General features: G+C 41.0%; 8 protein-coding genes. All 8 read left to right on the plus strand.

Features of this window, described 5'->3' with window-relative positions; all coding sequences use genetic code 11:
* The first annotated feature begins 233 nt into the window (after positions 1–233).
* The 8 genes from JOD18_RS06495 to JOD18_RS06530 all read left to right on the plus strand — a co-directional run bounded on the left by JOD18_RS06495 (position 234) and on the right by JOD18_RS06530 (position 12,822).
* Positions 234–3,356, plus strand: a complete 3,123-nt coding sequence (locus JOD18_RS06495) for an alpha-mannosidase (protein WP_204668137.1) — start codon at positions 234–236, stop codon at positions 3,354–3,356.
* A gap of 22 nt (positions 3,357–3,378) precedes the next feature.
* Positions 3,379–6,087 carry an alpha-mannosidase gene (locus JOD18_RS06500; protein ID WP_204668138.1) on the plus strand — a complete coding sequence of 903 codons (2,709 nt, stop codon included), beginning with the start codon at positions 3,379–3,381 and terminating at the stop codon, positions 6,085–6,087.
* An 18-nt stretch (positions 6,088–6,105) separates the two neighbouring features.
* Positions 6,106–7,431 carry a glycoside hydrolase family 125 protein gene (locus JOD18_RS06505; RefSeq protein ID WP_204668139.1) on the plus strand — a complete coding sequence of 442 codons (1,326 nt, stop codon included), beginning with the start codon at positions 6,106–6,108 and terminating at the stop codon, positions 7,429–7,431.
* A 16-nt stretch (positions 7,432–7,447) separates the two neighbouring features.
* Positions 7,448–8,824 (plus strand): alpha-L-fucosidase, encoded by a 1,377-nt coding sequence (locus tag JOD18_RS06510; protein WP_338029499.1) that lies wholly within the window; start codon positions 7,448–7,450, stop codon positions 8,822–8,824.
* 173 nt (positions 8,825–8,997) lie between these two features.
* Entirely contained in the window at positions 8,998–9,879 is an 882-nt protein-coding gene (locus tag JOD18_RS06515; protein ID WP_204668141.1) for a Rossmann-fold NAD(P)-binding domain-containing protein, read from the plus strand.
* Complete coding sequence (locus JOD18_RS06520; RefSeq protein ID WP_204668142.1) at positions 9,872–10,876, plus strand: Gfo/Idh/MocA family protein; 1,005 nt, start codon at positions 9,872–9,874, stop codon at positions 10,874–10,876. The genes JOD18_RS06515 and JOD18_RS06520 overlap by 8 nt, the downstream gene beginning before the upstream one ends.
* The gene (locus JOD18_RS06525; protein ID WP_204668143.1) at positions 10,873–11,739 is read left to right on the plus strand and encodes a sugar phosphate isomerase/epimerase family protein; all 867 of its coding nucleotides are present in this window, start codon (positions 10,873–10,875) and stop codon (positions 11,737–11,739) included. The genes JOD18_RS06520 and JOD18_RS06525 overlap by 4 nt, the downstream gene beginning before the upstream one ends.
* A 15-nt stretch (positions 11,740–11,754) precedes the next feature.
* The gene (locus JOD18_RS06530) at positions 11,755–12,822 is read left to right on the plus strand and encodes a Gfo/Idh/MocA family protein (RefSeq protein ID WP_204668144.1); all 1,068 of its coding nucleotides are present in this window, start codon (positions 11,755–11,757) and stop codon (positions 12,820–12,822) included.
* Positions 12,823–12,825 lie beyond the last annotated feature (3 nt).

Raw genomic sequence — 12,825 nt, forward strand, 5'->3', positions numbered from 1 at the left:
AAGTGCTGACGTAAAAGGACGAGCCATTCTTTTATGTGAAAACAGCTAATAAATAGGAGATATGAGACCTAGTGCTGCAAATAAAACGTTCTCAGTCAGAAAGGTAATCAGGCCTATAGCTATAAGTTACTGGAATAGATATTCTACTAATTAAGCAAAAACAGAAATATTTAGTACCCAGTATCAAAATGTGTCTGAATTTTTTAAATTTGATTATGGGGTGAATGATACATATGTGGTTAACAGAGAAAAAATTAAATGCAAGAATACAGGAGCTCGCATCCTATCGATATCGAGACATACAAAAGCTGGATACATGGCAATATACCGAAGATCAAGCGGGAGAAATAGCGACTTATCCACCGTCAGACCTATCAGCATCTACACAAATTAAGATTGGTGACCGTTGGAGTGGAAGAGATTTATATGTATGGCTGCAGAAAGAAGTAACCATCCCTGAAACATGGAGCGGGCAAACCGTTGTAGGTTTCTTTGACTTTGGTCAAACAGGTGCAGGGGGAAACTCAGGATTTGAATCCTTGTTATTTATGAATCGCAAGCCATATCAGGGAGTAGATTCCAACCATAAAGAGGTTTTTCTGCCAGAAGAACTAATAGGAACCAAGGTACAGTTTGATTTTCGCCTGTGGTCAGGCCTTGAGGGAGGCGGTCAGCCACAAGAGCAGCATTATCGCTTTGACCATGCCTGGCTGGCGGTATTAGATGAAGCCGTCGATCATTTCTATTTTGATGCTAAGGCTGTCTTGGAAACCGTTCAAGCCTTGCCTGATACACAAGTGGAAAAGTCTAAACTATCACAATGTCTGAATGAAGCCTTTGCAAAAATCGATTGGCTGCAACCGGGCTCTGAGACTTTTTATCAATCTGTTTATGAAGCGAATCAGTATCTAACAGAGCAGTTAGCAAATATGCCGAAATGCAGTGAGGTTATCTTCCATTGTGTCGGCCATACACATATTGATGTGGCCTGGCTCTGGCGTTTGAAACATACCCGCGAGAAATCGGCTCGCTCTTTTAGTACGGTATTGCGGCTGATGGAAAAATATCCAGAATATCTATTTTTACAAAGCCAACCGCAATTATACGATTATATCAAACAAGATTATCCGCAATTATACCAGCAGATTAAAGAAAAGATTAAAGAAGATAAGTGGGAAGTAGAAGGCGGAATGTGGGTAGAAGCGGATTGTAATATTCCATCTGGTGAATCACTGGTGCGTCAATTATTGCTGGGTACCCGTTTCTTTAAAGAAGAATTCGGTAAGGAAAATGAAGTTCTTTGGCTGCCAGACGTATTTGGCTATAGCTGGGCATTGCCGCAAATTTTGAAAAAATCAGGCTTTACATCGTTTATGACAACCAAAATCAGCTGGAATCAATATAACCGAATGCCGCATGATACGTTCCAGTGGCGCGGCATAGACGGCAGTGAAATTTTAACTCATTTTATTACGACAACAGAACCATGGCCAGAGTCTACTTATTACACATATAACGGCTATATGGAACCGAAGATTACCTTAGATTCTTGGGAGGCTTATAAAGATAAAGCGATTAATCAAGATTTATTATTGGCGTATGGGTATGGCGATGGTGGCGGCGGTGTCAATCGTGAGATGTTAGAAATGCGCCGTCGTATTGATAAAATCCCTGGTCTGCCACAAGCGAAGCCGGCTAAAGCAAAAGGTTATTTTCAAAAATTACGAGACAAGATAGCAGCAACTGATCAATATGTTCATACATGGGATGGTGAGTTATATTTAGAATTCCACCGTGGCACTTATACTTCACAGGCGTTTATGAAGAAAATGAATCGTAAACTGGAATTGCTGTATCGTGAAAGTGAATGGCTGAATAGCTGGGCAAGCATTATCAATCCAACTGCGGTTTACCCAAGCGAGGAATTAATCGATGGCTGGAAAATTATTTTGCGTAACCAGTTTCATGACATTATTCCAGGGTCTTCTATTAAAGAAGTATATGAGGACGCAGCGATCGAATATAAAGAAGCAGAATCGATTGTGCAGCGAACAACTGATCAAGCACTGAAGGCTTTGGCTGTTACTGAAACAGATCATGTATTTCTTGTTTTTAATGCCGCTTCTTGGCAGCGAGATGATGTAGCTTTTGTTCCTCATCAAACAGACGGGATATGGAGCGATCATCAAGGCCGCCACTTAGAAGCACAAAAAACAGACGGAGGAAGTCTTGTACATGTTCCGGCCATTCCGGCATTAGGCTATAAGACGATCTATTTTGAACCAGGAAAGCAGCAAGCAGCTGAATCGGTCTTCCAACATCAAGCTAATGGAGTAGTAACGCCATTCTACGAGATAACATGGAATGCACAAGGTCAATTAACACGTATCTTTGACCGTAAAGCGAACCGTGAAGTACTTGAAGCAGGTAAGGTCGGCAATGATTTGCAAATTTTTGAAGATAAACCATTAATGTTTGATGCATGGGATATTGATATCTTCTATCAAGAGAAAATGGAACACGTTGATCAAGTGGAGCTAATAGAACAGGAAGCAGACGGAGCGTTATATACGAAGATTCGTTTTCAATGGAGCTATGGCTCATCCACTATCTCTCAAGACATGATTCTATATGCTGATCAACCTCGAATCGATTTTAAAACAACAGTCGATTGGCAGGAGCGTCAGCGTTTGCTAAAAGTAGCTTTTCCTGTGGAAATTCGTGCAACAGAAGCTACTTATGATATCCAATATGGAAATGTAAAACGTCCTACTCATTGGAATACAAGCTGGGATTATGCTCGTTTTGAATCAGTGGGGCATAAATGGGCAGATCTTCAGGAGCCAGGTTATGGCGTAAGTTTATTAAATGACAGTAAATACGGTTATGATATCAAGGATAACGTTCTGCGTCTGTCTTTGCTAAAATCACCAACTTATCCGGATCCAGAAGGGGATAGAGGTGAGCACCACTTTACCTATTCCTTGTTACCTCACCAAGGGGACTGGCGCGAAGCAAATGTACCGCAACAAGCTCATTATCTCAATCAGCCTTTACGTGTAGCAGCAGGGGAATTAGCAACAGTTGAACAGTCATTAATTGCTTCAAACACTGATTATATCGAGATAGATGCTGTGAAACAGGCTGAGGATGGACAGGAAATTATTGTCCGTTTGCATGAATTTCATGGAAGACGCGGTCAAGTGACACTAACTAGTGACTTCGACATTGCTTCATGGCAGATATGTGATCTAATGGAACGCAGAGAAGGCGAACCACAAACAGGTGAGATTGTCTTTGATATTGATCCATATGAGATTAAAACAATAGCAATAGCATTTAAAGAGGATGTTTAAAAGATAATTCGGAGGTAGAAACATGCAGCACACACAACAGAAAACAGTTCATATTATCTCCCACACTCACTGGGATCGGGAGTGGTATTTACCATATGAGAAGCATCATTTCTTATTAGTGAAATTTATGGATGAGCTGATTGACACATTAGAAAATGATCCAAATTATAAAAGTTTTCACTTGGATGGACAAACGATTATTTTAGATGATTATTTACAAGTGCGTCCTGAGAAAAGGGAACAAATTAAGAGACTGATTGAGGCGGACAGAATCCATGTTGGTCCCTGGTATATCTTACAGGATGAGTTCTTAACAAGCAGTGAAGCGAATATTCGCAACTTGCAGTATGGAATGAAGGACGCCAAAAAATGGGGAAATATTTCTAAGATTGGATATTTTCCTGATTCGTTCGGCAATATGGGACAGGCCCCGCAAATATTAAAACAAGCAGGTATCCGCCATGCTGCTTATGGACGCGGAGTTAAACCAACAGGTTTTAATAACTTGGTTAGTGAGGCAGATATGTATGAATCCCCATATTCAGAAATGAAATGGCAGTCACCGGATGGATCAGAAGTGACGGGAATCTTATTTGCTAATTGGTATTGTAATGGTAATGAGGTACCGACAGAGATAGAAGCTGCCAAGAAATATTGGGACGGCCATTTAGAAGCAATGGAGAAGTACGCTTCATCTAATCATATGTTAATGCTGAATGGATGTGATCATCAGCCCGTCCAGACTGATTTATCCAAGGCAATCGAAACCGCACAAGCACTTTATCCTGAGATTCAATTTGTCCACTCGAACTTTAATGATTATACAGCTGCTTTGGATGCAGAGTTAGATCAAGAGAGATTAAAAACGGTTGACGGGGAACTGCGCAGTCAGCATACAGATGGCTGGGGGACATTAGTCAATACTGCTTCTGCTCGCGTCTACTTAAAACAGATGAATCAAGAAGTACAGACATTGCTGGAAAGTGAATTAGAGCCATTAGCTGTATTTGCCTATCTGGTAGGAGAAGAATATGATCACGATATTTTAGAATATGCGTGGAAAACATTGATGCAAAATCACCCGCATGACAGTATCTGTGGCTGTAGTGTCGATGAAGTTCACCGTGAAATGGCCACTCGATTTGAGAAAAGCAAGCATATGAGTGAAAGTTTAAAGAAAGACGTTTTAGCAAAATTAACGAAACGAATTGACACAAGTGCTTTTAAACAATATGGAGATAATCCTGTTCCATTAGCTGTGTTTAACACAACAGGGCATCAGCGTACAAGCATGACAACATTACAAGTCGATTTGGAGCGTCAATATTATGCAGATGGTGTCCATCGTAAGAAATTAGTGGATAAAAAGATTGATAGCTTTAAATTAGTAGATAACGAGGGAAATATCGTACCATCTACTATAGAGGACAAAGGAGTTGTATTTGATTACGACCTGCCAAAACATCAATTCCGTCAGCCGTATCTTGCTCGAAGAGTGGAGGTATCTTTTGAAGCGGTTGATATGCCAGCATTTAGTCATCGTGCTTATGCATTAGTAGAGACAGAAGTAGAAACAACAGAAGAGTCACTAATTGCCTCTGGCGAAAATGTATTAGAGAATCAGTGGATAAAGGCAGAAATCCAGCCTAATGGTTCCTTGTCTATTTTAAATAAAACAACCAATCAATCATTTGATCGTGTATTAGTATATGAAGATACAGGTGATATCGGTAATGAGTATATGTATAAGCAGGCAAACGAAGATCTAGCGATTACAACAGAAGATTTACAGGCAGATATTCGTTTGCTGGAAAATGGCAGTCATCGTGCAGCCTATGAGATCGTACATCAGTTGGAAATTCCAGAAAGTGCAGACGACACCTTGGAACAAGAGCAACAAGCCGTGGTCTGGTTTACGAACAGAAAAGCGAAACGCAGTAATCGGACTACTTTGCTTACTATTTATACACAAGTATCCTTAACAAAGCATGATAAGGGCATTGAAGTCGAAGTGCACTACCATAACACAGCTAAAGATCATCGCTTACGTGTATTATTCCCAACCAATATTCAATCGGATTATCATTATGCTGATTCAATTTTTGAAGTGGCAAAGCGTGTTAATGTGCCGGCTGCTGAGTGGACTAATCCCGATCATTCTCAACATCAACAGGCTTTTGTCAGCATGCATGACGAACATAAAGGACTAACGATCGCCAATAAAGGACTCAATGAATATGAAATTTTAAGAGATAACCAGAATACCATTGCGGTGACATTATTAAGAGCTGTGGGGGAAATGGGTGACTGGGGGTATTTCCCAACACCAGAGGCGCAATGTTTAGGAGCGCAGACAGCCAGCTTTAAGATATTCCCGCATCTGGCAAATGACACGTGTTATGAAGTATATCAACAAGCTTATTTATATCAAGTTCCGCTAGCGGCCTTTCCTATTCCAGAACAGACAGGCGAATTAGCGGCAGAACACACCTATGTATCGATTAATTTACCAAATCAAGTGGCTTGGACATCATTAAAGGTATCAGATGATTCTAACGATGTTTATCTACGTATGTTCAATATGTCTGATCAGCCAAGAAGTGCTTTGGTTACTATTGACCAAGCAACAGAGGCATATCAGAGTAATGTTATCGAAGAGAAAATTGGCAGTATAGAGAACGAGATCAAGATAGCACCTTATGAAATAACGACAACAGCTTGGAAATTATAATGAAAAGGAGTGCAGTCAATGACTAATTCATTACCACTTACTTCCTCGATTACACAGTTAATCGAGGAAGTAAAACAACACTACCAAACAGAGCCAAAACTGCAACAGTTATTTGAGAATTGCTTCGTAAATACGTATCAAACAACGATTCGCCCACAGCCAGACGGTACGACGTTCGTTATTACGGGCGATATCCCTGCTATGTGGCTGAGAGATTCGGCAGCTCAAGTACGCCCATATTTAATGTTAGCGAATGAGGATCCAGTAATTGCCGATATGATTAAAGGTGTCATTAAGCGGCAATTTAGTTTTATTGACCATGATCCATATGCTAATGCATTTAATGAGGAAGCGAATGGGAACAGATATCATGAAGACCAAACAAAAATGACAGATTGGATTTGGGAGCGTAAGTATGAAATTGATTCTTTATGCTATCCGATTCAATTGGCTTATCTGTATTGGAAGGCGACAGGAGATACTGAACATTTTAATGATACTTTCCAACAAGCTGTTCAGAAAATTTTGCAGGTATGGAAAACTGAACAACGTCATCATGAAGATTCCGATTATCATTTCGTCAGGGATAATTGTCCGGCGCAAGATACGTTATCTCATGATGGGGCAGGGGCGCCAGTGGAGTATACAGGTATGACTTGGAGCGGTTTCCGTCCTAGTGATGACGCCTGTAAATATGGCTACTTAGTACCCGCGAACATGTTCGCTGTTGTATCACTTCAACAATTATCGGAAATCGCTACCGAGGTGCTTCGGGATGTCGAATTAGCAGCCAAAGCAGAAAAATTGGCACAAGAAATTGATCAAGGGATTAAAGAATATGGAACAATCGACCATCCGACATACGGCCAGATCTATGTTTATGAAACCGACGGATTAGGCAACCATGTCTTGATGGATGATGCGAATGTTCCCAGTTTATTATCAATGCCTTATTTAGGATATTGCCCATTCGATGATAAGATCTATCAAAATACGAGAAAATTCCTTTTAAGCGAGGATAATCCTTATTATTTTTCTGGAAAAGCAGCAAGCGGTATCGGCAGTCCGCACACACCAGATCAATATATTTGGCATATTGCCTTAGCTATTCAAGGTTTAACGTCTATTGAAGAAGAAGAGAAGCAGCGAATTACTGGTTTATTCCAAACAACCGATGCAGACGAGAATCTGATGCATGAAGGTTTTCATGTCGATGACCCAACTCAATATACACGGCCTTGGTTTTCTTGGGCCAATTCGATGTTTAGTGAATTCTTGCTAAGCAGAATGGGACGGATTGTCACAGGGAGTCCATTAGAAAAGTGGGCAGCCCAAAACAAATAAAGAGGATGTGGTAGAGGTGAGTGAGAAGACAGAAGTCGAACGCGGGGTACATAATTACAGTGCCGAGGATAAATGGGTAAAACCAACCGATCCTGCCGTATTAGAGAAACTGGAATGGTTTAAAGATCAGAAGCTGGCACTTATGATGCACTGGGGGCCATACTCTCAAATCGGATTAGTAGAATCATGGGCATTAAGTGATGCCGATGGAGACTGGTCTCGCCATGATGTTGACTGGGAAGAGGATATGGAAGAATTTAAACGTCAATATTTTAACTTAAATAAGACGTTTAATCCAATTCGTTTCCAGCCAGAGAAATGGGCAGAACTAGCCAAACAAGGCGGATTTAAGTACTTAATCTTTACGACCAAACATCATGATGGCTTCTCGATGTGGAATACAAAAGAAACCGACTATCGAATCACCGGACCAGATTGTCCCTTCCACACGCACAAATATGCAGATATTTGTAAACATGTCTTTGATGCCTTTAGAAATCAAGGTATAGGGATTGCAGCTTACTTCTCAAAGGCTGACTGGCATACACCATACTACTGGGCACCCGGAATGGAACGTAAAAATTATATGTGGCGCGGTCCGTCCTATGATCCCGATGAATATCCTTGGATGTGGGATAACTTCGTTTCTTTTACACACCGTCAGTTACTGGAATTGCTGACCGAATACGGTAAGATAGATATTTTATGGCTGGATGCTGGTTGGGTTGGTAAAGGGAAACAGGATATCCGGCTTGGTGAAGTAGTGGAGCAAGCACGAAAACATCAGCCAGGACTCCTTACTGCCGACCGGACAATCGGCGGTGAACATGAGAACTACATTACACCGGAACAAACGATACCGGAAAAACCGCTCCATATCCCTTGGGAAAGTTGTATCTCAATCGCTACCTCATTTGCTTTTAAATATGAGGATGAATATAAGTCATTGCGTGACATTATCCAAGTGCTGATCGAAATTGTTGCCAAAGGCGGTAACTTGGCATTAAATGTACCTCCGCAGCCGGATGGGAGACTTCCAAGGATTGCGGTTGAACGAATGGAGCAGTTAGGTCAATGGTTAGATCAGTTTGGTGAGGCCATCTATGGAACAAGAATAACCGCTCCTTACTTTGAAGCACCATTTGCCTTCACGAAAAAAGAGGATCAAGTCTTCTGTTTCCGTTTATTTGAAGATGGAGATACCTCTTATCAAGATGACACGATTCATGTCCCATTTACTGACAAGGTAGAAGCGGTTGAATGGATCAATGAAAAACAGGCACTTACATTTACCCAGGATGATCAGGGTATTACCATTCAAATGGGAGATTCCGCAGCAAATAAGTCGGAAACCCCGATAGCACATGTCTTTCGTTTGAAAGTAGGAAAATAAGTTTGAAATTAAGCCTATATCCCTTGTGATTATTTAGGGATATGGGCTACACTAGTCAAAAGTATACATAATTAAAGGAAGAGACTGTTCAAAAAGTCCGACCAACATAGCAAATTTCTGAGATGGCTTGCACTTTTTGAACACGGTATTTAAAAAAAAACAGGAGTGAGAGAATGATTGTTGTATTAATTGGGCAGGAACAGAATATGGCCCAGCATATCACCTTTTGGTTATCACGACCTGGTGTAGACTTGAAAACCTACCTCTTAGAGTCAGAGGATTCACTGGCGGGATTAGCTGATTTTATGGCAGCTCTTCCTAAAGTGGATGTTGTCGATACATGTGTCCCTGACCAGTATAAGCTGTCACTGCTTGAACAGCTTACCGATCATCAGCCAATTATTATGAGTTTGCCATTGGCTGCCTCATTGGAAGAAGAGCAGCAAGTTTTGCATCTCATCGATGAGAAAGCATTACCAGTAATAGTGGCCAATCCATTGCTGGCAAAACCAGAAATGGCAAGCCTTTGCCAGTCTATGCAAAACAAACAATTAGGTAAAACAGGTGTGAACCGCTTATCGCTCCAAACGGATGACATCGATTACAGCTATTCCTTGGAACGTCAATTGATAGATTGGCTGGTGCAAAGTTTTGGAGACTATCAATCTATTTATGCTAAACAAATCCGTGATCGATACAAAGTAGTTCAAATCAGACATGCCGACCAAAGTTTTACTCAGGTTGAACTGGCTTATCAGTTTGGTAAAGAAGCATTAAAAGTAGAAATGACAGGTGACGCTGGAATGTTATCTTATGACAGTGCACAATCTGCACCAATTCAGCTTACTGGCAGAAACATAACAAGCAGAAGTCTGCAGACAAGTGGCAAAACATTAGTGTATCGCATGTATGACCCCATCTACCAAGCATTACAGCAACGAAAGATATCTTGTGACTATACAACAACGGTTCTTTCTTATCACTGCATGAAAGCGATTGATCAAGCATATCAACAATCAGAACCAGTAGTCAAAGGGGGGGCAAAAAATGCTTAAGATAGGAATAATCAGTTTTGCACATATGCATGCATTGAGTTATGCCTCTGCCCTGACCAAAAGCAGTCAGGCGGAATTAACAGCGATCTGGGATGATGTAAGTACAAGAGGACATGAGATGGCCGCAGCCTATCAAGCTAATTATTATCAGGATTTAGAGGAAATGCTGGCAACAGATCTGGACGCTGTGATTATCTGTTCAGAGAATATTCATCATAAAGAACATGTCATCAAGGCTGCAGCTTATCAGAAACATATTTTATGTGAGAAACCGCTAGCTACTGAGGTGAAGGATGCAGAAGTAATGATTGCCGCTTGTGAGGCGCAGAATGTTCGTCTGCAGGTGGCTTATCCAGTAAGGTTTACCTCAGCGATCCAACAAGTGAAGGAACTGATAGATGCGGCTGAGCTTGGCAATGTGTTGGCGATTAATGCAACTAATCACGGTTTGCTCCCAGGCGGCTGGTTTATTCAGCCTGAGTTGTCAGGTGGCGGGTGTGCCACTGATCATATAGTCCATATCGTGGATGCTTTGCGGTGGATATTTAACCAGGAGGTAGTTAAAGTCTATGCTGCCTTCGATACCAGATTCTATGATATTGAGGTAGAAGACTGTGGGCAAGTAATGATAGAGTTTGATTCAGGTATGGTGGTTACGATTGATCCAAGCTGGTCGAGACCAAAAACCTTCCCGACATGGGGGGATGTGACCATGTCGATCTATGGGGAAGAGGGCATGCTGGAAGTTGATGCGTTTAAACAACATCATCTTTTCTACAATGACCAGAAGAATAAGCTGGAAGAACAAGTCTGGGCAGATGATATGGATGAGGCATTAGTGGAGGACTTTCTCCAGTGTGTGGCTAATAATCGGGAACCATTTATTACTGGTACAGATGGCTTAAGAACGTTGGAAGTAGTAAAGGCAGCTTATCGATCCAACCAAGAAAGGAAACCAATCACCATTGAAACAATTAGAGGAGGACACTCGCAATGAAATTAGGAATGAGCTCATATAGTTTGGCAAATGCAATTCATTCAGGAGAAATGACGATTTTAGATGTGATGCAATGGACGAAAGATTTAGGTGGAGAACATATTGAAATAGTGCCGGTTGGGTACACCTTGACAGATAATCCTCAGTTGGTAGAGGATATCGTCAACAAGGCTAACGAATTAGAACTGGATATTTCTAATTATGCCATTGGTGCCGATTTTTTATCAGGGGATGAGGCAGCGTTTGACAAAGAAGTCGAGCGTGTTAAGAAGGAAGTAGATATTGCCCATCAACTGGGTGTGAAAAGAATGCGTCATGATGTATCCTTTAAACCGCCACATGAAGCCAGTATCGAACAATTTGATCAAGATTTACCTCAAATTGTGAAGGCATGTCAAATCATTGCTGATTATGCGAAGCAATATGATATTGTGACCAGTCTTGAGAATCATGGTTTTTATTTACAGGCAAGTGACCGTATCAACCTGATCATTGCAAAGGTAGATCGTCCTAACTTTGGTCATACATTAGATACAGGGAATTTCGTCTGTGTGGATGAAGACCCAGTATCCGCAGTGCAAAAATGTTTGACCAATATATCGATGCTGCATGTGAAAGATTTTTATATTCGTCCGGCTTCACATGCCAATCCAGGAGAAGGCTGGTTTGGTTCAGCGGCAGGTAATTATTTAAGAGGCGCTATTACAGGACATGGTGATCTGCCATTAGCCGATATCTTGAAGGTTGTCAAAGACAGCGGTTATGATGGCTTTGTATCGATCGAATTTGAAGGAATGGAAGAGTGTAAACAGGCAAGTAAGATTTCATTCCAAAATATTAAAAAACTATGGGAATCACTTTAAGGGAGGATAATGAATATGAGTAGAATTAAAGTAGGTGTAATTGGATTAGGCTCTATTTCAGAAATGCATATCCAATCCTATCAAAAGTCAACAGAGGCAGACCTTGTAGCTTTATGTGATATGAACCAAGAACGTTTGGAGAAGCAGGCAAAAGAACTGGGTATCACCCAGACATATACGAATTATCATGAATTGTTAGCTAACCCTGATATCGATGCAGTAAGTATCTGTACGTGGAACAATACCCATGCTGAAATTGCCATTGCTGCCTTAAATAGCGGCAAAAGCGTATTGTCTGAAAAACCATTATGTAAGACAGTGGAAGAGGCAGAGGCTGTTCAGCAAGCAGTCAGAGCTAATCCTAACCAGTTCTTGCAAGTTGGCTATGTTCGACGTTTCGGTACTAACACACAAGTGTTAAAGAAATTTATTGACAATGGCGATTTGGGCGATATTTATTATGCAAAAGCCTCTTGTATTCGTGTAATCGGAAACCCAGGCGGCTGGTTTGCCGATAAAGAACGTTCTGGCGGTGGACCTTTAATTGATCTTGGCGTCCATGTCATCGATCTTTGCTGGTATCTAATGGGCAAACCTAAAGTAAAATCGGTCAGCGGCAATACCTATCAGAAACTGGGTAATCGCTCCAATGTAGAATTTAAGTCTTTCTATAAAGCTGCAGACTATGATGCAGATAAAAACGATGTGGAAGATTTGGCAAATGCAATAATCCGTTTTGACAATGGTGCCTCTATCATGGTTGACGTCAGCTTTGCCTTACATGCCAAGAAAGAAGAAATCAATGTCAGCTTACATGGAGACAAAGGTGGCGCTGTCATTGAACCAGCATTAGAAATTTTTACTGAAAAGAATAATATTATCTTAAACAGCACACCACAGATTGATCACTTGTCTTTTGATTTCGTTCAAGGCTTCCAAAAAGAAGTAGATCATTTTGTGGCATGTGTGAAAGGAGAAGCCTCAACGATTGCTCCTGTAGAAGACGGTGTAGAAATGATGAAAATCCTTACTGGAGTATACCAATCCAGTTTAGAACAAAAAGAAGTACATTTTGACAGCTAGGTG

This window comes from Gracilibacillus alcaliphilus (assembly GCF_016909015.1).
Classification (GTDB): Bacteria; Bacillota; Bacilli; order Bacillales; family Amphibacillaceae; genus Gracilibacillus; species Gracilibacillus alcaliphilus.

What these genes read in the sequence shown, in the direction of transcription:
- JOD18_RS06530 (WP_204668144.1), top strand. Translation starts at nt 11,755, where the DNA reads ATGAGTAGAATTAAAGTAGGTGTAATTGGATTAGGCTCTATTTCAGAA.
- JOD18_RS06525 (WP_204668143.1), top strand. Translation starts at nt 10,873, where the DNA reads ATGAAATTAGGAATGAGCTCATATAGTTTGGCAAATGCAATTCATTCA.
- JOD18_RS06520 (WP_204668142.1), top strand. Translation starts at nt 9,872, where the DNA reads ATGCTTAAGATAGGAATAATCAGTTTTGCACATATGCATGCATTGAGT.
- JOD18_RS06515 (WP_204668141.1), top strand. Translation starts at nt 8,998, where the DNA reads ATGATTGTTGTATTAATTGGGCAGGAACAGAATATGGCCCAGCATATC.
- JOD18_RS06495 (WP_204668137.1), top strand. Translation starts at nt 234, where the DNA reads ATGTGGTTAACAGAGAAAAAATTAAATGCAAGAATACAGGAGCTCGCA.
- JOD18_RS06505 (WP_204668139.1), top strand. Translation starts at nt 6,106, where the DNA reads ATGACTAATTCATTACCACTTACTTCCTCGATTACACAGTTAATCGAG.
- JOD18_RS06500 (WP_204668138.1), top strand. Translation starts at nt 3,379, where the DNA reads ATGCAGCACACACAACAGAAAACAGTTCATATTATCTCCCACACTCAC.